Source organism: Bradyrhizobium sp. CCBAU 21365, assembly GCF_015291305.1.
GTDB lineage: Bacteria > Pseudomonadota > Alphaproteobacteria > Rhizobiales > Xanthobacteraceae > Bradyrhizobium > Bradyrhizobium elkanii.
Genome location: NZ_CP030036.1, coordinates 808,652 through 827,979 on the forward strand (window position 1 = coordinate 808,652; position 19,328 = coordinate 827,979).

23 protein-coding genes are annotated in these 19,328 nt (G+C 65.8%); 10 read left to right on the plus strand and 13 right to left on the minus strand.

Translation table 11 applies throughout. The features are described 5' to 3' along the window. Nucleotides 1-30: 30 nt before the first annotated feature. The 6 genes from XI02_RS03650 to XI02_RS03675 form a co-directional block, all read right to left on the minus strand. A complete protein-coding gene (locus XI02_RS03650; protein ID WP_069279185.1) occupies nucleotides 31-1,527 on the minus strand; it encodes a sugar ABC transporter ATP-binding protein in 1,497 nt (498 codons plus the stop codon). Then, nucleotides 1,524-2,621 carry a hypothetical protein gene (locus XI02_RS03655; protein WP_172645864.1) on the minus strand — a complete coding sequence of 366 codons (1,098 nt, stop codon included), beginning with the start codon at nucleotides 2,619-2,621 and terminating at the stop codon, nucleotides 1,524-1,526. The genes XI02_RS03650 and XI02_RS03655 overlap by 4 nt, the downstream gene beginning before the upstream one ends. Further along, nucleotides 2,618-4,741 (minus strand): SMP-30/gluconolactonase/LRE family protein, encoded by a 2,124-nt coding sequence (locus XI02_RS03660; RefSeq protein ID WP_172645863.1) that lies wholly within the window; start codon nucleotides 4,739-4,741, stop codon nucleotides 2,618-2,620. The genes XI02_RS03655 and XI02_RS03660 overlap by 4 nt, the downstream gene beginning before the upstream one ends. A 77-nt stretch (nucleotides 4,742-4,818) precedes the next feature. After that, the gene (locus tag XI02_RS03665; RefSeq protein ID WP_028340412.1) at nucleotides 4,819-5,835 is read right to left on the minus strand and encodes a sugar ABC transporter substrate-binding protein; all 1,017 of its coding nucleotides are present in this window, start codon (nucleotides 5,833-5,835) and stop codon (nucleotides 4,819-4,821) included. Nucleotides 5,836-5,877: 42 nt separating this feature from the next. Next, complete coding sequence (locus tag XI02_RS03670) at nucleotides 5,878-6,849, minus strand: ABC transporter permease (RefSeq protein WP_172645862.1); 972 nt, start codon at nucleotides 6,847-6,849, stop codon at nucleotides 5,878-5,880. Nucleotides 6,850-6,868: 19 nt separating this feature from the next. Next, nucleotides 6,869-7,576: a TetR/AcrR family transcriptional regulator gene (locus XI02_RS03675; protein WP_172648945.1), complete on the minus strand. Its 708-nt coding sequence runs from the start codon at nucleotides 7,574-7,576 to the stop codon at nucleotides 6,869-6,871. Between the two features lie 393 nt (nucleotides 7,577-7,969). On the opposite strand from XI02_RS03675, the gene XI02_RS03680 reads away from it, so the two are divergent. Further along, a complete protein-coding gene (locus XI02_RS03680) occupies nucleotides 7,970-8,146 on the plus strand; it encodes an MJ0042-type zinc finger domain-containing protein (RefSeq protein ID WP_311986722.1) in 177 nt (58 codons plus the stop codon). Nucleotides 8,147-8,215: 69 nt separating this feature from the next. On the opposite strand, the gene XI02_RS03685 is transcribed toward XI02_RS03680, so the two are convergent. The 5 genes from XI02_RS03685 to XI02_RS03705 all read right to left on the minus strand — a co-directional run bounded on the left by XI02_RS03685 (nucleotide 8,216) and on the right by XI02_RS03705 (nucleotide 11,437). Continuing rightward, nucleotides 8,216-9,478, minus strand: a complete 1,263-nt coding sequence (locus XI02_RS03685; protein ID WP_018269504.1) for an MFS transporter — start codon at nucleotides 9,476-9,478, stop codon at nucleotides 8,216-8,218. Next, a complete protein-coding gene (locus XI02_RS03690; protein ID WP_016848133.1) occupies nucleotides 9,475-9,804 on the minus strand; it encodes a hypothetical protein in 330 nt (109 codons plus the stop codon). Before XI02_RS03690 ends, XI02_RS03685 begins: the two co-directional genes overlap by 4 nt. Further along, on the minus strand, nucleotides 9,791-10,405 hold the full coding sequence (locus XI02_RS03695; protein ID WP_172645861.1) for an isochorismatase family protein: 615 nt from the start codon (nucleotides 10,403-10,405) through the stop codon (nucleotides 9,791-9,793). Before XI02_RS03695 ends, XI02_RS03690 begins: the two co-directional genes overlap by 14 nt. A gap of 41 nt (nucleotides 10,406-10,446) precedes the next feature. Continuing rightward, nucleotides 10,447-10,899, minus strand: coding sequence for a MarR family winged helix-turn-helix transcriptional regulator (locus tag XI02_RS03700; protein ID WP_016848135.1), 453 nt, complete (start codon nucleotides 10,897-10,899; stop codon nucleotides 10,447-10,449). Between the two features lie 223 nt (nucleotides 10,900-11,122). Continuing rightward, the gene (locus XI02_RS03705) at nucleotides 11,123-11,437 is read right to left on the minus strand and encodes a hypothetical protein (RefSeq protein WP_244980836.1); all 315 of its coding nucleotides are present in this window, start codon (nucleotides 11,435-11,437) and stop codon (nucleotides 11,123-11,125) included. A gap of 248 nt (nucleotides 11,438-11,685) precedes the next feature. On the opposite strand from XI02_RS03705, the gene XI02_RS03710 reads away from it, so the two are divergent. The 9 genes from XI02_RS03710 (at nucleotide 11,686) to XI02_RS03750 (ending at nucleotide 18,007) form a co-directional block, all read left to right on the plus strand. Further along, nucleotides 11,686-12,756 (plus strand): sensor histidine kinase, encoded by a 1,071-nt coding sequence (locus XI02_RS03710; protein WP_018269506.1) that lies wholly within the window; start codon nucleotides 11,686-11,688, stop codon nucleotides 12,754-12,756. Between the two features lie 49 nt (nucleotides 12,757-12,805). Then, a complete protein-coding gene (locus XI02_RS03715; protein ID WP_018269507.1) occupies nucleotides 12,806-13,462 on the plus strand; it encodes a response regulator transcription factor in 657 nt (218 codons plus the stop codon). Nucleotides 13,463-13,601: 139 nt separating this feature from the next. Beyond that, nucleotides 13,602-13,988 carry a hypothetical protein gene (locus tag XI02_RS03720; RefSeq protein ID WP_246783608.1) on the plus strand — a complete coding sequence of 129 codons (387 nt, stop codon included), beginning with the start codon at nucleotides 13,602-13,604 and terminating at the stop codon, nucleotides 13,986-13,988. 1 nt (nucleotide 13,989) lies between these two features. Further along, a complete protein-coding gene (locus tag XI02_RS03725; protein ID WP_172645860.1) occupies nucleotides 13,990-15,741 on the plus strand; it encodes an OmpA family protein in 1,752 nt (583 codons plus the stop codon). Further along, nucleotides 15,741-16,241: a Rab family GTPase gene (locus XI02_RS03730; RefSeq protein WP_172645859.1), complete on the plus strand. Its 501-nt coding sequence runs from the start codon at nucleotides 15,741-15,743 to the stop codon at nucleotides 16,239-16,241. Before XI02_RS03725 ends, XI02_RS03730 begins: the two co-directional genes overlap by 1 nt. 282 nt (nucleotides 16,242-16,523) lie before the next feature. After that, complete coding sequence (locus XI02_RS03735) at nucleotides 16,524-16,928, plus strand: DUF3597 domain-containing protein (RefSeq protein WP_172645858.1); 405 nt, start codon at nucleotides 16,524-16,526, stop codon at nucleotides 16,926-16,928. A 78-nt stretch (nucleotides 16,929-17,006) separates the two neighbouring features. Then, the gene (locus tag XI02_RS03740) at nucleotides 17,007-17,291 is read left to right on the plus strand and encodes a hypothetical protein (protein WP_172645857.1); all 285 of its coding nucleotides are present in this window, start codon (nucleotides 17,007-17,009) and stop codon (nucleotides 17,289-17,291) included. A 78-nt stretch (nucleotides 17,292-17,369) separates the two neighbouring features. Then, nucleotides 17,370-17,789, plus strand: coding sequence for a large conductance mechanosensitive channel protein MscL (gene mscL / locus XI02_RS03745; protein ID WP_172645856.1), 420 nt, complete (start codon nucleotides 17,370-17,372; stop codon nucleotides 17,787-17,789). A 50-nt stretch (nucleotides 17,790-17,839) separates the two neighbouring features. Beyond that, on the plus strand, nucleotides 17,840-18,007 hold the full coding sequence (locus XI02_RS03750) for a hypothetical protein (RefSeq protein ID WP_016848145.1): 168 nt from the start codon (nucleotides 17,840-17,842) through the stop codon (nucleotides 18,005-18,007). A 45-nt stretch (nucleotides 18,008-18,052) separates the two neighbouring features. Here the strand turns inward: XI02_RS03750 and XI02_RS03755 are convergent, their stop codons facing one another. Together XI02_RS03755 and XI02_RS03760 are read right to left on the minus strand one after the other, a co-directional pair. Continuing rightward, the gene (locus XI02_RS03755) at nucleotides 18,053-18,871 is read right to left on the minus strand and encodes a class I SAM-dependent methyltransferase (protein ID WP_244980834.1); all 819 of its coding nucleotides are present in this window, start codon (nucleotides 18,869-18,871) and stop codon (nucleotides 18,053-18,055) included. Continuing rightward, on the minus strand, nucleotides 18,858-19,322 hold the full coding sequence (locus XI02_RS03760; protein WP_172645855.1) for an Rrf2 family transcriptional regulator: 465 nt from the start codon (nucleotides 19,320-19,322) through the stop codon (nucleotides 18,858-18,860). The genes XI02_RS03755 and XI02_RS03760 overlap by 14 nt, the downstream gene beginning before the upstream one ends. Between the last annotated feature and the right edge of the window lie 6 nt (nucleotides 19,323-19,328).

Genomic DNA, 19,328 nt, shown 5'->3' on the forward strand with positions numbered 1-19,328 from the left:
GCCGGCCGTGATGCATGCCCGCTGCGGCGATCAATGAATCGCCGCGTACATGATCTTCTCCTCGGTGGCTTCGAGCGCGGAGAATTCCTCGACCACCTTGCCCTGGCGCGAGACCAGGATGCGGTCGGACAGCGCCATGATCTCGGGCAGATAAGACGAGATCACCACCACCGCCTTGCCCTCGTCAGCGAGCTGGTTGATCAGCTCGTGGATCTCGACGATGGCGCCGACGTCGACGCCGCGGGTCGGTTCGTCGAAGATGATCAGCTCGGGCTCCTGCACCAGCGATTTGGCGATCACCACCTTCTGCTGGTTGCCGCCCGACAGTTCGACCACCCTGGCCTCGTCGCCGATGGCGCGAACCTTGAGGCGCTGGGTCCAGGTCTTGCCGACCGAATTGGTCTCGCGCCGCGACAACATCATGCGGCCCCCGGGAAACTTGGAAAGCAGGCCGAGATAGATGTTGCGGGCGATCGAGGCGGTTTCGAAGAAGCCCTCGACCTTGCGATCCTCGGTCACATAGGCGATGCCGGCCTTGACCGCCGGCGCCGGAACCCGGTAGCGCACCGGCTTGTCGTGCAGCAGGATTTCGCCGCCGTGGAAGAAGTCGCGCTTCAACACGCCGGAGACGATCTTGAAGGTCTCGGTGCGGCCCGCGCCGACCAGGCCGAACACGCCGGTGATCTGCCCGGCGAACACCGACAGCGAATTGTTCTTCACCATCGGCGCCATCTTGAGGTTCTGCACCGTGAGAACGCGCGCGCCGGCCGGCCGAACGCTGGTCTTCCGCGCGCCATACAGCGTGTTGGAGAGGTCGCGTCCGACCATCGCCTGCACGATCGCCGCGCGGTCGAACTTCGCGGCGTCGTCGGTGATCACATGCTTGCCGTCGCGTAGCACGGTGATGCGGTCGGCGAGCAGCAGAGCCTCTTCCAGCGCGTGCGAGATGAAGACGATCGAGACGCCGCGCTTCTTGAGATCTCGGACCAGGTCGAAGAAATACTTCTTCTCCTCCGGCGTCAGCGACGCGGTCGGCTCGTCGAAGATGATGACCTTGGCCTTGTGCAGAACCGCACGCGCGATCTCCACCATCTGCTTCTTGGCGGCGCCGAGCCCGCTGACGGTCGCGGTCGGCGTCACGTCGAAATTCAGCGATTGCAGGAATTGCTGGGCGGCGATGTAGATGCCGCGCAGCCGGTTGTAGAATTTCTCCTGCCCGAGAAACAGGTTCTGCGCGACCGTCATGGTCGGCACCAGGCTGTTCTCCTGGAACACCATGGCGATGCCGAGATTGCGCGCCTCGAGCGGCGTCCGGGGTGCGACCTCCGCGCCGTCGACACTCATGCCGCCCGAGGTCAAGGTCACGACGCCGGCCATCACCTTGGTCAGCGTCGACTTGCCGGCGCCGTTCTCGCCGACCAGCGCGTGGATCTCGCCGCGGCGCAGGTCGAAGTCGACGCCCTCGATGGCGGGCACGCCGGCGTAAAGCTTGGTAGCCTTGCGCAGGGAAAGCACGGTGTCGCTCATGAGCCGACCTCCTCGGCGAGCCCGGCGAGGGGCAGTTTCAGCACGCGGCCCGGTCCCTTGGCGATCAGCACAAGGTCGCCGCCCAGCTCGAGCGCCGCGACGATGCCGTGATTGACGCCGTCGACCCGGCTGTGCAGCGAATACTTTGGCTTGCCGTCCTCGCTCAGTCGGATGACGAGGCCATAGGAGCGCGGTGGCGCCCACGGCTTGATCACGCCCATCGTCTTGATGTGGGCGCCCTGCATCGGCTCCTTGAACGAGAACCCCGAGCGCAGCCGCGGCGCCACCCAGTAGGCCGGGTCGATCTCGGCCATCATGCGGCGGCGGTAGGCCGGCTCGCGCAGCACGAACTCGATCAGCTGGGTGCGCGCGGTGAACGCGGTGAGCCAGTAGCCGCCGCCCGCGGCCTTCGACAGCCGCGACGGATACACCGGCAGGTGTCCGAGCACGACCTGCGGCGGCCTTCCATTGGAGACGAGGACGAGGCGATGCCGCCAGCTCTCGCTGACCAGCACGCCATCGCCGCGCGCGCAGGCGCCGAAGGCGTAGCCGAGCTTCGAGGCCAGCGGTTGCACCGACCTGGTCCTGGGGTCGAGCCGGAACACGCGGCCGCTCCGGTTGAGCTCCATCAGGTCGCGCGCCCAATCATCGATGCCGCAGCTCGCCGAGCCGTCGGTTGCGATCAGGGTGCCGTCGCCGGCCTGCGTCAGCGCGTTGATCGCGTTGAAGGCGGCGTCGTTGAATGTCGCGCTCGGCTCGCCCGACGAGGGATCGGTATAGAGCCGCACCTCGCGGCCGCCGAGCGCGACCGCGATGCCGCCGCCGGCGAGCGCGCAGAGCGCCGAAATCGGCTGCTCGAAGCGGCGCAGCTCGGTCGCTCCGCTGCCGTCGAGGCGCAGCAGATGCCGGCCGTCGGCGACATAGAGGTTGCGGCCGTCGGTTGCGAGATCCTCTAGCGCCTCGCATTCCAGCAAGGTGGTCGCAGATTCCAGTTTCTGGTTCGGCTTCAGTGCGCCGTCGAACGACGGCACGGTGATGGTGGCCTCGCCGCGGCCGAGAAAGCGGTTGGCGAATTCCCTGACGGCCGCGATCACGACAGCTTCCCCCAGCGCTTGTCATACTGCACGAAGTTCGGGTCTGCGTTCTCCAGCTTGTAGCGGCCGATCCGGTTGTTCATGATGCCGCCGAGATAGAGATAGCCGCGGTGCTCGCGCATCGAGGTGATCATCGGATGGTTCTCGCCGCGCAGGTCCCAGAACGATTCGAGGATCTTGCCCTGCTCGTTGAACTTGACGACGCAGCCGGTGTTGATGTTCGGGAACAGCCATTCGTCGACCGGGACGCGCTTGGCCATGCGGCGGCGGAAGCCCGGCATCTTCCAGGCAAGGTCGAGCGAGGGGCTGCGCATGCCGACCAGCGCCAGCCAGTAATTGCCGTCGGAGGCGAGGTTGATGTTGTCGGGATAGCCCGGCAGATTGTCCATCACCACCTCGACCTGGCCCTTCTTCGGCCCCGCGAACCACAGCCGCTTGATCGAGCAGCCGAAGGTCTCGGCGAACAGGATCGACACCCCGTCGCTGGCGACGCAGATGCCGTTGGGAAATTTGAGGCCGCGCAGCGCGGTATGCGTCGCGCCGGTCTTGGTGTCGTAGCAGATGATGCGGCCGTTGCCGCGCGCCTCGAGGCCGTCGATCGGCCATTCGTCCATCTCGTAGCGCACGGTGGCTTCCGAGAAGAAGATCAAGCCGTCGTCGGTGATGTCGAGGTCGTCGGCCAGCCGCAGCCGGCTGTCGTCGTTCACCGAATGCATGCTGCGGTTGGTCTCGTCGGTCGCCTTCTCCACGGTGCCGTCGGGCGTGATGCGGTAAAGGCCCATGCCGCCGATGCAGACATAGAGATTGTCCTGCCGGTCGAACGCCATGCCGAGCGGCTGACCGCCGATATGGGCGAACACCTCCATCCGCTGATAATCGGGCGCATGGAAGCGGATGATGTCGCCATGACGCGAGCCGGCGTAGAGATTGTTGTTGCGATCGAGGATCACGTCCTCCGGCGCCTCGATGCGGCCGAGGCCGATCAGTTCGACGTCGCGCAGCTTGTCGTTCTGCTCGAACGGGCCGCCCTGGCCGATCTCGGTGGCCGGCGGCGGCGGCAGCGCATGATAGGTCGGCGCGACATAGACCTTGCTGATGATGCGGGTGCGGTTCTTCTGCCAGCGGATGTCGATCATCGCCGCAACCAGCAGGATGCCTGCCAGCGCCATGCGGTTGATGCCGCCGCGCGCATTGAGCGTGGTGAGGCCGTTGGTGATCAGGAGCACGATCAGCACGCCGACCAGCGATTTGGCGACCGAGCCCTTGCCGCCGCCGAGCGTGATGCCGCCGAGCACGGTCGCGGTCAGCACGATCACCTCGAGGCCGACGCCGATGTCGCCGCCGACGGTGCCGAGCCGGGCCGCGAAGAACAGCGCGGCGATGCTGGTCAGCACGCCGCTTGCGACATAGCAGAGCGCGATGGTGCGGCGGACCGGAATGCCGGAATTGTAGGCCGAACGGCGCGAGCCGCCGATCGCGGTGATGTGCCAGCCCGGGCGCAGCCGGGTCATGAAGATATGGCCGAAGATCGCGATCGCGATGTAGACCAAGGCGACGCTCGGAATGCCGAACACGTCGCCGCCGCCGATGAAATTCCAGGACGGGATGTCGGGGAAGGCCGCGGCGATCGAATTGGAGTAGCGCTGGATCAACAGATCGAACGCCGAGCGGTAGATGATCAAGGTGATCAGCGTGGTGATGAAGGCGCGTAGTCGCAAGTAGCCGATCAGGACACCGTTGACGGCGCCGAGCAGTGCGCCGCAGACGAGGGTGGCGACCACCACCGCGGGAACCGGCCAGTTCAGCACGTCGAGCAGGTAAAGCGCGCAGAAATCCGTCAGCGCGAAGATCGAGCCGACCGACAGATCGATGCCGCCGACGATGACGACCAGCGCCATGCCGAGGCCGATGAAGCCGATCTCGCCGGCCTGCCGCGCGGTGTCGGCGAGGCTCGACGGCGACAGGAAGTGATCGATGGAACGGCTGAGCGCGAAGCCGACGATCAAGAGCAGGATCACCGGAATTGCGGTCTCGGTCCAACGCTTGGACAGGATCTCGCCGAGGAGATGATCCGGCCAGTAGCGGTAACGCAGGCTCGTCAGGGTGTCGCGCATCGGCATTCCAGCAAGGCGTTCGATTTGGGAAGATCGACGTCCCGGGGTGAGATCGCCCGGGACGTCGAGCGGGAATGGCCGGACTATTTCTTCAGGTCGCTGAGATTCCAGCACGCGGTCTGGCTGTCCGCGTTCTCCTTGGTGATCGGGATCAGCGTCGTGTACTCCGAGCCCTTGATCGAGCCGGCCTTGGCGCCCGACGACAGCAGCCATTTGATGGTGCCGGCCATCTGCGCGGCCTGGGTCGGCACGTCGTAGCTCATGTTGAGATCGAACGCGCCGGACTTCACCAGCTCGCAGGCGCCCTTGCGCTCGCCGCCGCCGGAGGTCGCGACGAACACCTTGCCGGTCAGGCCGGCTTCCTTCACCGCGGCGGCGGTGCCGATGTCCATGCCGTCCCAGAAGCCGACGATGCCGCAAAGATCAGGATTCTGCTTCAGCACGGTCTGGGTAATCGCCTTGGCCTTCGCGGCGTCCCAGTCGGCCGCCTGGCTCGAGACCACCTTGATCTCCGGATGCTTGGCGAGCACGTTCTCGACGCCCTTGAGCGTATAGGCGCTGGCGGCCGCCGAGAGCGCGCCCTGCACGATGGCGATCTTGTTCGACTTGCCCTGGCAGGCCTTCACCACGGCTTCGGTGTCCCGCTCGCCGATCTCGATCCAGTTGGCGCCGACAAAGGCCGAAGAGCGATAGGCTGACCCCATGTTGATCTGGATGACGTAGATGCCTTCGTTCTCGGCGCGCTGCAGCAACTTGGCGTAGGTCTGCACGTCCGGATTGTGGATCACCATCACGGCCGGCTTCTCCGAGATCAGCGAGGTCACCGCCTGCGCGCCGGCATTGGTGTTCCAGTTGGGATCGCGGATCTCGAACTTCACGCCGAAGGGTTCGAGCTCCTTCTTCATGCCGGCGTACCAGCCTTCGGTGAGGTCGAAGTTCATGGCGACCGGAACGTAGGCCACCGTCTTGCCGGCGAGGGCTTCCCTGAACGGCTTCTGGAACGGCTCGTCCAGGCCCTGCTGGGCCAGAGCCGGAGCGGCGATGGCTGCAAGCCCGAGCGCCGCGGCGATCACCTTTGCAGTCCTGACAGCGTATTTCATTGCTTCCTCCTTGGTCGTGATTGAATGTTCTTGTGGCCTGGTTCAGATGTCGCCCTGCTGTGCCGTTTCTTCGTTGCGCGGATTCAGGAACGAATCCGTGATGACGGCGAGCAGCAGGACGACACCCTTGACGAGGTTCTGTCCGGCGTAGGAAATGTCCATGATGGTCATGCCGTTCAGCATGGTGCCGATCAGCAGCGTGCCGATGATGACGTTGAGCACGCCGCCGCGGCCGCCCGACAGGCCGATGCCGCCGAGCACGACGACGAGGATGACGTCGTAGATCAGGGTCGAATTGAAGATGCGGGTCGGCATCGAGTTGACCGATGCCGCCATCACCAGGCCCGCGAAGCAGCCGATCAGCGCCGCGACGACATATTGCAGCACGATGATCGGGCGCGAGGGGATGCCGGTGACGCGGGCCGCGTAGGGATTATCGCCGATCGCGTAGATATAGGCGCCCCAGCGCGTCTGCCGCAGCAGGAACGCGACCACGACGCAGGCGATCGCGAACATCACGATCGAGGTCGGGATGCCAAGGATTGTGCCTTGTCCGAGCCGCTCGAAGCCCTTCATGCCGTCGCTCCACTGCACGACGTCGAGCTGAAACAGCGCGGCCTGCCCGAGGCCGGCGAGCAGCAGGCCGGTCGCCAGCGTCGCAAACAGCGAAGGGACCTCGGCATAGGCGATCAGCCAGCCATTGACGAGGCCGAAGGCGATCGTGAGCAGCACGGCCGTCACCAGCGCGATCGGCAGCGAGTGGCCGTTCTGCACCATCTGCAGCACGAGCCCCGGCGGCACCGCGAGGGCTGCGATCAGCGAGATGTCGATGCCGCGCCCGATCACGACGATCGCCATCGCCAGCCCGAGGATGCCGAGCACCGCAACGTTCTGCAGCAGCGTCAGCATGTTCTCCGGCGTCAGGAAACCGCGCAGGAAAATCGAGAACGCCAGGAACAGCACGGCAAAGACGGCGAAGACGATCTCCTGTTGATTGAACCGCAATCGCTTCATTGCCTGGTCCTTCCTGCTTCTACGGGTGCGCCGTCGGTCTGGCTCTCGTGCGGGAGCCGGTCGCGGCGCGGCCGGGCCGCGGCCGGCCGGCGACCGCGGCGTCCACGAACGCGCCGACGGAATTGATGTAGGCCTCGATCGAAGTGCCGCGTCTGCGGTACTTCGCACGCTTGACGTACCAGTCCTGCAGCAACGGCTTGATCAGCGATGCCGTCAGCGTGACCTGGTCGATCGCGAAGACGCCGCTGGCGACGCCCTGTTTGAGGACGCCGGCGATGATCTTCTCGGTCATCACCTCCATCTCGATGGCGCGCTGGCGCTCCGCCGGCGGAAACGACTTCGCTTCCATGAAGCAGAACACGAACCAGGGCTGCATCGCCTCGCTCATCCGGACATGGGTCGCGATGATCCAGTGCAGATGCTTGCGCGCATCGTGCTTCACGTCGGCGGGCGGCGAGTTGAGGACCTCCGCCACCGTTTCGGCGACCTCGCCGAGGATCATCGACAGCAGCGTCGGCTTGCTGTCGAAGTAGGTGTAGAGGCCGCCCATGCTGAGGCCCGAGGCCTCCGCGAGCTGGCGCAGCGTGGTGGCGTGAAAGCCGTGTTTGTTGGAAAGCGTGAGCGTGGCGCCGATGATGCGCGTGAGATTCGGAACGGCGAGATGGGTTTTCTGGACCCGGATGGAATCCCGATGGCGTTCGAGGATGCGTGCGCAAAGCACGTCCATCGCGAACGCATTCGCCGTCCCCGGTCGCTGACGCGCGAGACCCACGTTGCCTCCCTGGCTATGCTCCCGGACCATTTCGTTTTGTTGCTGGTCCGGGCTGGGCTTTACGCCCTTTCCTAATTCCTAGCCCACGAAATGGCGCTCGGAAAAGGGGGGATGATGAAATTTTCTGAGAGAGCGCTCGCTCGTTTTTTGGTCCGCGGCCGTGTTGCCGAGTCTGGGCGCGGCGGCGTTCTGGCCATCGTCGGGAACTTTTCGCGCTGAAAGCACAGCACAAATTCCCGGTGCTCTGGTCGACCAGCATGCCGGTTAGACGGCCGTCACATTTCCGATCATGGGCGTGTGGGAAACTCAAGAGCGCAACGGCTTGCTGATTCGATGCGAAAATCCGACGTGACGTGCCCCCATTGCCAGGCCGGCTATCGCCGGATCGAATTGACGTCGAAGGGCGGCGTCGCGGGTGAGTTTCGCTGCCTGGTGTGCGACCACATCATCGAGCTGATGGATGGTTCGACCGATGTCGCCTTTCGGCTGACCGTGCAGCCGGGCAAGCCGTCCTACGCGTACTAACGTTTTCGGTTCGCGGGAAGGACACGCGTCCAAACACAGAGTAGGAGCGCCGGTCGGTGGCAGCCCCGATCAACGCTGCTGCGGCAGGTTGACCTCGCTCCTTCGCGCCTCCTGGCTGCGGCGCTCGGCTTCGCCGCCCGATCGGGACAGCATGCCGAGGGCAACGATCGCCGCGGCAAAGCCGGCGGCGGCGCCGACGCCGAGTGCCCAACGCGGGCCGAGGTGATCGGCGACCCAGCCGACGATCGGCGCGCCGATCGGCGTGCCGCCGAGCGCAACGCCGAGCCGCAGCGCCATCACCCGTCCGCGCATCGCCGGCTCGGTCGAGAGCTGCATCAGCGCGTTCGAGGTGTTGGTGACGGTCAGCGCGGCGACGCCGATCACGACCAGCGCCGCGGCGAACAGCCAGTAGCTCGGCGCCAATGCCGCGAGCGTGCAGCCCAGACCGAAGATCGCGGCGCCCAGCATCAGCGAGCCGAAGCGCGGCTCCTCGCGGCTCGCGGCCAGCAGCGCGCCCGACATCGTTCCGAGCGCCATCATCGACGACAGCAGGCCGAAGCCGCGCGCATCGGTGTGGAACACGCCAACCGCCATGGTCGAGATGAAGATCGGAAAGTTCAGTCCGAAGGTCCCGATCAGGAACAGCATGATCAGCGTTGCCCTGAGATCAGGCCGGGACCAGACATAATGAAAGCCCTGCATCACGCTGCCCTTGGTGCGATGGGCGCGCGCGTTCGGGCGCAGCTCGGAGGTGCGCAGCAGGGTCAGCGACGTCAGCACCGCCAGGAACGATGCGCCGTTGAACAGGAATGCCCAGCCGGTGCCGACGGAGGCGATAATGAGGCCGGCGACGGCGGGGCCGATCATGCGCGCGGCGTTGAACGAGGTCGAGTTCAGCGCGATCGCATTCGACAAATTGGTATCGCTGACCAGCTCGGCCACGAAGGTCTGCCGCACCGGGGCATCGAGCGCTGCCGCGCAGCCGAACAGGAACGCGAAGGTATAGACGTGCCAGAGCTGCACCAGCCCGGTGACGGTGAGAATGCCGAGGATGAGTGCAAGCGCGCCCATCGTCGCCTGAGTCGCCATCAGCAGCTTGCGCTGGTTGAAATGATCGGCGGCAAAGCCGGTCCACGGCATCAATAATAGTTGTGGCCCGAATTGCAGCGCCATCACGATACCGACGGCGGACGCGCTGTGATTTGTCAGCTGGGTGAGAACCAGCCAGTCCTGCGCTGCGCGCTGCATCCAGGTGCCGATGTTGGACACCAGCGCGCCGGCCGCCCAGACCCGATAGTTGAAGCTCGCGAGCGATCGAAATACGCGTCTCATGTTCTCTGAGGTTCATTCCCGCCGTGAAACCGCCCGAACCGTCGCGCCAGGAACAGGCCGATCAGCAGACCGCCGAGACCGAGCGCTGCGACGTCGCTGGTGGTTCGCAGGCCGAAGTCGCCGACGCGGCAGACCAGGAGATATCCGACTGCGAGGTTGAAGAAGCCCCACACGATGTTGACGGTCGATGAGGACAGACCTTCGCCGGGCGGCTTGGCGAACGGGCTCTGGAACGCTTCGCCCATCATGCCGGCGACGACGTGGGGGATCGCATTGGTGAGAAAGGCGCCGCCGAAGAAATAGGCGACGAGGTCAAGCCAGTTCATGAGCGTCGGTCCTTTCAACGAGATCGATGATCGCCTGCGTCGAGCCGGTTTCGCCGAGCCGCGGGAACACGTGCTCGATGCTGTAGGCATGTGCGTGCGGCCGCGCGTCGGTCATGGCGTCGATCGCGAGCGTGACGTTGAAGCCCGCTTCATAGGCCTGTCTCGCCGTCGATTCGACGCCGCCCGCGGTGGCGACGCCGGCGATCACGACTTGCGTGACGCCGCGCGCTCTCAGCAGGCTTTCGAGGTCGGTGCTGGCAAATGCGCCTCGCGTTCGCTTGGTCACGACGATGTCGCTGGGCTGTCGGTCGAGCTCCGGAATGAGATCGGTCCATCCCTCGGGAAGCGGGCCGCCAAATGGATTTCCAATTGGATTTCCATTTGGATTTCCCTGGCGCGGCGCCTGCTCGGTTCGTCCCGGCGAGCTGCCGTCGACATTGACCAGCGCGACCGGCAGGCCGCGCCGCCGGAACGCAGCGCCAAGCGCGGCGGCGCGAGCCACGATGTCGCCGATCGGATGGGCGAAGGGCCAGCCCATGAGGCCGCTTTGCAGATCGATGACGATCAATGCGGTGATCGGATCGAGCGTCGTCAGGGCCATGGTCGTTACCTTTCTCGCAAGCGGTCGCGGCGCGGCCAGCCTCAATCCTCGACCAGCCGCTTCAGCAAGCCGACGGCGGCGGCGAGTTCGTCCTGCTCCCGCGCCGACAGCCGCGCGGCGATGGTGCGCGACAGCCAGTCCTGCCGCGCGGCGCGGCCGGTGCGCAGCCGCTCGCGGCAGCTATCGGTGAGCGACATGATGGTCTGCCGGCCGTCGTCCGGATCCGGCGCGCCGCGGACCAGGCCGGCAGCCTCGAGCGCCGATATCGCCGAACTCATCGATTGCGGACGCATGCCCTCCGATCGCGCCAGGCTGGATACGGTCGCGGGGCCGTCCTTTTCGAGGCGAAGCAGCACCGCGACCTGGGAAGGCGGGAGGTCCTCGCGCTGACCCTGCTCGCGAAGCCGCCGCTTCAGCTTTCCAATCAACAGGCGAAGATCTTCGGCCAGCGCGGATGTGCGCGCCGAGCCGGGACGGGCCGGTACATTGCTCATGCCGGACCGGATAGCATATATGAAGGTAAACTGTAAAGATTGTCTTCGCAGTTTATCTGCATAAGTGTCCTGCTGCAGCCAGCCGGCTGGTCTGACGCTGCTCGCGACCGGAATCGGCGCGGCACGCGGGGCGTCTGCGCGCGTGTGACGCCGGCCAAGCCTCTGCGGAGAGATGAAATGGATGGTGAGGGCTTCGAGCGCCTCAGTGCAATGGCGCGCGCGCTTACTCGGACGCAGCGTCGCCGCTTGCCGCGGCCTCGTACATCTCGCGCGCGCGCCTGGTCACGGCCGCATAGCGTGCCGTGGCGCTGAGGCTCATCAGGCCGGCGCGCACCAGTCCGAGAATGGCGCGTCGGGAGTGGAACGGTCCGGTCTTGCTCGCGGCATATCCGCGCGGATAGAGCTGCAGGCGGCCGGCGAGCGCTTCCTGCAACGCCATCTTCTGGGTTGCGCTCAGGCGCCGGCGCCGCGCGGGTCTGCTTGCTTCCGCCAGCATGCGCAGCTCGATGCCCGACGGTTTTCGTGGTGCGCCCTTCATTGTCAGCTCACATTCCGGCCGACTGGCGCGACCTTCCGCGAGGCCCGGCGCCCGGCCGGCATCGCCATGGACGCCGGCATGTGGCACATCATGGCTTGCGCTGTTGCTCATTCGTGAGACAGAACCGCATTTCGAGCAGCGGCGGCATCTGACGAAGGTCAGGACCGGTTGTGACGAAAGTCATATTCGTTTGCGACCGCTGCCGGCTTACGCCAGAGTGGGCTGCTCGCTGAGCTGATGGGCAACGCATGATCGATCTGAGCGCGGATTTGCTTGCGGCCGCAGAAGCCGACGTCATCGGTCTCGCCGTCATCGGCGCCGATCGAAGCATGCAGCGGAAGATCGGCCGGCTGGTCGAATGGCTTCCCGCAACCGGCGTCGATTGCTGCGAGTGTGTGTTGCTGGTCGGCATGGAGGCCGAGTTGGCGGCGCTTGCCCAAGGCCAGCGGGATATGATCGCGCTGGCCGGTGTGCGTGGCGCGTCGCCTGACATCACGCAGCCGATGACGGCGGTCGTGCTGTGGAACGGTGCGCAGTCGCATTACTTCGTCATCGCCATGCCGGATTTTGCCGGCCGTCAGGTCGAAACGCTGCTCGGCAGCGAGCGCCGCGCCCGGCGCCTGATGGAGCAGCAGCTCGAGGCGGCGAGCGCTGAGGTGCGCTTTGCCTCGCTGGCGCGGACGCGGCTTCGGCTGGCGCGCGATCTGCACGATACGCTGGTGCACTCGATCGTGGCGCTGCTGACCCAGATCCGGCTGATCCGGCATTATCTGTCGGCCGATCCCGCCCGTGTGGCGGACAGCCTTGCGACCGCGGAAGACGCGGCCGCGAGCGGCCTGAACCGCGCCCGCGAAGCCATCGATCGCCTGCGCACGCCCGACGATCTGAAGCTTGATCCCGACGTCGAGGGGCTGCTCAGCGACTTCGCCGCACGCAGCGGTGTCAGGGTGTCGATCCAGATCGACGAAGCGGCGCGCCCCGGCTTGCGCGATTGCGGCTTGACGGTTCAGCGCATTCTCAGCGAGGCACTGCGCAATGTTCAGACGCATGCGCAGGCGCGCCGCGTCTCCTTTCACGCTTTCGACGAACCGGCCGCGGTCGGCCGCAAGCTGATTGTCGAGATCCGCGATGACGGCCGCGGCTTCGATCTCGCGGTCCCGACTCCAGGACATTTCGGATTGATTGGAATGGCCGAATTTGCTGAACTTGTCGGCGGCAGCTGTGCGGTGGAGAGCGCGCCCGGGCAGGGAACGCTGGTCCGGATCTCGCTCCCCGTGGCGGTGCCGCCGGCAGCGTCTGCCGGCGTGCTGGCCGATTGAATTCGTTGCCGCGCGTTCAACGCGTTTTCGAGAGGATGACGGAAAGCCCGTGAGCAGAATCGAGAAGATACGGGTGCTGATCGCCGAGGATCAGACCCTGATCAGGGAAGGTATCGCCACGCTGCTTGCCCAGCAGAACGACGATTTCGAGATCCTTCCCGGCGCGGCCGATGGCGAGCAGGCCATCGAATTCGCGCGGCGCTATCGGCCGGATGTCATCCTGATGGATTTGCAGATGCCGCGGGTCGACGGCATCGCCGCGACCCAGCGGATTCTCCGCGAATTGCCGCAGACCCATATCGTGGTGCTGACGACGTTCGAGACCAACGATCTGATCTTCGAGGCGGTGAGCGCAGGCGCCAAGGCGTATCTCCTGAAGGACGCCAGGATGGAGGAGATCGCCTCGACGATCCGCGCGGTGATCAACGGCCAGTCCGGGCTTTCGCCCAGCGTCGCCGCGCGCATCCTCGACGAGTTCAAGCGGCTGCGCGGCCCGCGCGTCTCGGCGAAGCTGCCGGTTCGTGACGGGCTGACGGCGCGGGAGAATGAAATTCTTACGCTGATCGTCGAGGGCAAGAGCAACACCGAGATCGGCGAGCAGCTGCATTTGGCCGAAGGAACCGTGAAGAACTATGTCAGCACGATTCTGGAGAAATGCCAGGTCAAGAACCGTACAGAACTCGCAATAAAGGCAATAACTTACTAGAAATAATTGGCCGCGATCGCACAACCACGCGGTTGATCCGGCTGAGATTGCTCGCCTTTCTCTGGGCCGCGCCCGCAAAATTGGCTATAGGGTTGTTTCGGATTTGCTTTTTGACACCGCAGGTCCGGATTGCGCAGCTATGAGTAAGCGGGAAATGACCATGAAGGGTATCGAGCGCCAGACCAAAGGTACGGACGGACCGGTGGACGCTCAGGCGGCCGGCAACGGCGTGGATCCGGCGGCGCATGGCATGGCGGCGATCGATCAGGTTCGCGACCTGCTGTTCGGCGGCGCGCAACGCTCGCTCGAGACCAACCTCTCGGGCCTGCGCGAGGAGATGCAGGCATCGCTCAAGCAGATGCAGGCGGACTTCACCAACGAGCTCACCGCGCTGTCTGCGCGGCTCTCGGACCTCGAGCGGGATACCGAGCAGAAGCGCCTCGACTCGCTGAAGGATGTCGGTGCGGCCATCACCCAGCTCGGCTCGGTCATCAGCGGATTGGGATCCGGCCGCACGGGCAAATAGCATGGCAGCTGCTGCCGGCCAGAACCGCGAGATCGAGCAGCTCAAGACATTGCTGTTTCAGCCCGAGGCGACGCGTCTGACGTCGCTGGAGGCCGACCTCGACTCGCTGCAGCGCTATGTCGGCAACGCCGACCGCCTGGAGACGGCAACCGCGGGCATCCTGGTCGAGGCGCTGGAGCGCGCCGAGGTCAACCGGCCGCGCGAGCTCGCCAGCGCGATTGCGCCGGTCGTGGTCTCGGCGATCCGCAGCGAGATCAAGAATTCGCGCGAGCAGATGATCGAGGCGCTCTACCCGATCGTCGGCCGGCTGGTCAGTGCCGCGGTGGCGAATTCGTTCAGGGAGCTGGTTGCCTCGCTCGAGCAGCGCATCAATGCGTTGACCTCGGCGCAATTGTGGGTCGGCCGCGTCAAGTCGCTGGTGACGGGACGCCCGATCAGCGAATTCGTGCTCGCCGATCAGCCGCCGCAGATCAACCGGCTCCTGATCATCGAACGCGGCAATGGCCGCCTGATCGCGGACTGGAAGCGCGATGCGACCGCCGACGAACGCGCCGACCTGCTCAGCGCGATGGTCGCGGCGATCCTGGAGTTCTCGGTGCAGGCGCTGGCCGGCGAAGGCAATCTGCAGACGCTCGATTTCGGCGGACGGCAGCTCGCGCTGCGCGCCTCGCCGCGCTTCATCCTGGCGGCGGAGTGCCTGGGACCGTTGCGGCCCGCCGATAATGCCAGGATCAACTCGCTGTTCTTCGATGCGATCGAGCGCATCGACCGCGGCGCGGATTGCGACGGTCCGATGCTGGCGTCGCTGGCAGCCGCGATCGAGACCGACGATACGCCGCGGCGGATCGCGAGCCGGCGCGGCAAGATGATCCTGTTCGCCTTGCTTGCGGCAGTGGCCGCGCTGTTGCTCTGGCTTGCCGCGACGTCGGTGACGCGCGGTCTTGTGGAGCGGCGAACCCATGCGGCGCTGGAACAGCTCGCCGCAAAGCAGCCATTGCTGGCCTCGTTCCCGCTGCGGCTCGACTTCGATCACGGCAGCCGAAGCGTGGCCGTTTCAGGCATCGAGCCGAGCCAGCTGGAGACCGCGCCGTTGATCGATGCGCTCGCCGCGGCCGCCGCACCGTACAAGGTCGTCGACCGCATCGGTCTGGTGTCCGCACCGGAGCAAATCGCGGCATCGCAGGCCGGCATTGCGGGCCTGCAGCAGAGCCTGACGCGCCTGCAGGCGAGCCTCGACCAGATGCGCGAGGCGATCGGTGCGCAAGCGAAGTCGGCCGACCAGAAATATACCGCCCTGAGCGAGCAATATGACAAGCTCGGCGAGCAGTATGCCAAATTGGCCGAGCAATATTCGAAGCTGCAAGCCGTCGCCGACGGCCCGGCGGCGCGGCTCGACCGCTTCATCGCCACCACCGCGATCTTCTTCGCGAACAATTCGGACGAAGTCCTCGACAACGACCAGGCCGAGCAGCAGCTGCGCGAGCTCGCCGGACTGATGGCGAACAACGATCTCAGGCTGCGGATCGTCGGCTATGCCGATCAGAGCGGCACGGAAGGCACCAACCGGACGCTGGCGCGCAAGCGGGCCGAGCAGGTCCAGCGCAGGCTGACCGCGCTGGGGGTCGATTCGTCGCGGCTGATTTTGGTGTCGCGCGCGGCGACGATGCCGATCACCGACCGGGTCGACGCCACCGTCGGCGGCAATCGCCGCGTGGCGTTCGAGACGGTCTATCGAGGCGAAGTGGCCCGCTGATGCTCACCGCAAAAGTCATGCTGCTCGGCGATATGGGGGTCGGCAAGACGTCGATCCTCTATCGGCTGATCTACAACCGGTTCGAGGGCCAGTACAAATCGACTCTGGGCGTCGAGATCCTGAGCCACGACGTGGTGCCGGTGGATGGCAGCGATCCGATGCGCCTCGTGCTGTGGGACACCGACGGCGATTTCGGCACGCAGATCTTCGACACCGTCTATGTCACCGGCGCCTCCGCCGCCATCATCGTGTCCGACGTCACGCGGCCGCAGACGGTGACCCGCATGGTCGAATTGGTCCGCGGCTTCGAGGAGCGCTTCCCCGGCCGGCCCTACCGGGCGCTGCTGAACAAGATCGATCTGCCGGAAGCCGCGGGCAGCGCGGGCGCGATTGCCGAGCTCGCCAGGTCGAGCGTCAAATCGGTCAGCGCCAAGACCGGCGTCGGCATTGCCGAGAGCTTTGTCGAACTCGCCCAGACCATCCGCCGCCGCCAGCTCTAGTTAGCGACAACGCGCACACGTCTGTGTCAGCCGTCCCGACTTCTCGGGGCTGGCGAATCGGGCCGGGACGGCTGACTTCATCGCACGTGGAGCGTGCGATGAAAGGCTGTCGCGCGGCCGCAGAAAGCCGCACGCTTTCCCCGCCAACAGCACCACGCCGTCCCTCACTCCGATAGTGACGATGGTCATCTTCCGCTCGGCCAATGGCCTGCCTATCGTCCGCCCCGTCACTGGAAACAGCCACGGGACGAGCGGTGTCTCGGGCGCACGGAGCGAGAGATCATGAGCATTTTTGGAAGCATCATGGGTGCAATCTTCGGCCACGGCGCCCAGGCCAAGACCGCTGAGAGCACGACAACGACAGCGCCCGGCGCGGCGCCATCGGCGTCGACGTCTGCATCCGCTGCGTCCGGCACCCCGGCGGCACAAACCGTCGACGTCGCCGCGATCGTCGACAAGGCGGCCGCTGCGACCGGCGAGAAGCTCGACTGGCGCAGCTCGATCGTCGACCTGATGAAGGCGCTCGGTCTCGACAGCAGCCTTGCGGCGCGCAAGGAGCTCGCCAAGGAGCTGCACTACACCGGCGACACCAGCAACACCGCCACCATGAATGTCTGGCTGCATCAGCAGGTGATGGCGAAGCTCGCCGCCAATGGCGGCAAGCTGCCGGACGACATCAAGACCTGACGTCCCGCCTCGAGCCGTGCGCGGCGCTCGCGTCCCGCACGGCTCCGAACGATGTGTATTGCGTGAGGAGCAGTTGCGATGACCTCATCTCATCCTGCCATCATGAACCGGCAGCGGCCTGCCATGCTGCAGTTTGGCGCGGCGCTTGCTGCGGGAATTGGATTCGTCGCGCTGACGCTCGGCATCCATGTCGCCATCGCCCGCGCGGATAATTCCGGTGACGAGCCGCGGCCGGAAAATGCGAATGTGCAGCGCGCCGCGCAGAACCTGCCGCCGGCGCGGGTCATCCTGCCGGCGCCGTGGGAGCAGGCCGCGCCCGCGCAGCCGGTCGCCGCGCCCGCGAAGCCGGCCGATCGCAAATAGTCTTTCGTCCCCTTGTAGCGGCCGGCGATCCAGTCGCCGCGCCGTGCCATCGCATTCATTTGGAAAACAGGAGATCACATGCTGAAGGAATTCAGGGAATTCGCCATGAAGGGCAATGTCGTCGATCTCGCCGTCGGCGTGATCATCGGCGCGGCGTTCGGCGCGATCGTCTCGTCGATGGTGGCCGATATCATCATGCCGATCATCGGCGCGATCAGCGGCGGGCTCGACTTCTCCAACTATTTCACCGCGCTGTCGAAGTCGGTAACGGCGACCAACCTGGCCGATGCCAAGAAGCAGGGCGCGGTGCTGGCCTGGGGCAACTTCCTGACCCTGACGCTCAACTTCCTGATCGTTGCCTTCGTGCTGTTCATCGTGGTCCGCCTCATGAACCAGCTCAAGCGCGAAGCGCCCGCGGCGCCGGCCGAGCCGCCGAAGCCGACCAAAGATCAGGAGCTGCTCGCCGAGATTCGCGATCTCCTCAAGTCGCGCGCGTAGCAATCGCTGCGAATTCCACTGCGTACAGCCCCCAGCTCTGGAGCCTAGCCATGCCAGATCAGGTCAAGCTGCCCCGAAAATTGTCGCAAGAGCCCGGTGGTGAAGAGCCGCTACGGCCGAGCCACCGGCGGGTCATCGAGGAACTCGATCGCTGGGCCAACAGCCCCGGCCTGCAGCCGCCGAGCGATGAAGAAAAGCCGGACGACGACAAGCGCTAGTGCCGGCAGGGGACCGCATACGTAGTCGGATTACGCCAGCTGCGGTCAAGCCCGCCGGGCCGTCGCGATCAGCGCGGTCGACGGAATCGCGAAGCTGTCGCCGACTCGCCCCCGCTCGATCTCGCTCCGGAATGCGCGCGCGACTGCGGCGCTCTGCTCGGCATCGAGCCCGCTCCAGTGCGGCATGAACTCGAACAATCTGTCGACGTCGCCGGGATTGGCGACATTGAGTTTGAAGTCGTGGGTGATCTCGGCAATCGCCGGATCAGAGAAGCCGGCGGCGATGAGCGCAGCGGTGAGGCGGCCGGGATCGGCGAGCTCGGCGAGGCCCGTGCAGAGCATCGGCGTGACGTTGTCAGGATAGAGCCGTCGGATGATCTGCGAGAGCAAGAGATGCACGGCGGCGCCATCGGCGCTTTTCCAGACCGCAATCGCCGCCGATCCGCCCGGTCGCGTCACCCGCGCCATCTCGCAGAGGCCGGCGCGCCAGTCCGGAAACAGCATCACGCCGAACACCGACACCGCCGCGTCGAAGGCGGCATCCGGCAGATCGAGCGCCTGGCCGTCCATCTGCCGCGCCTCGATATTCGCCGCACCATGCGCCCGGACCCGCGCCACCATGCCGGCGGAGAAGTCGATCGCGGTGACCTCGGCGCCGGTGCGGGCGGCGGCGAGCGCCGCGGCGCCGGTGCCGGTGGCGACGTCGAGCACCTTCGATGCGGGGCCGATCGGCAGCGTTGCGACGGCGGCGTCGGCGAACAATGTCGTGAACGGCTGCGACTGCGCCTCATAGGCGGCGACCATTCTGTCCCAGTGCGCGGGATCGTTGTACGGCAGAGCTTTCGCCGGCTCACTTGACTGCATGAATCTGGTCCTCGAGGCTTTGTTTGTGTTTGGCGAGCCGGCGCTTGAAATCCCTCGCGAGCGCGTCGAGCGTCACCGCGCCGAGCCGCTTCAGGAACAGCGCTTCGACCTCGCGAAACGTGTCTCCGAGCGCGTCGTTGACGGCCTGTTCGACCAGGCAGCCGGGATTTTCCGAGCGATGGCCCATCGCAACGATCGTGGGCGCGCCGACCGCGCGATAGATGTCCGCGAGCGTGATGTCGGCGGGATCGCGCGCCAGCGTCCAGCCGCCGCCATGGCCCTTCTCCGAATGCACCAGGCCCTGCTCGCGCAGCCCCGCCATCACGCGGCGTACCACCACCGGGTTGGTGGCCATCGCCAGCGCAAGTTGTTCCGACGCGACCGGCTCGCCGGCCCCGATCATGTGGAGCAGGCCATGCAGGACGCTGGACAGGCGGCTATCGCGGATCATGTAACT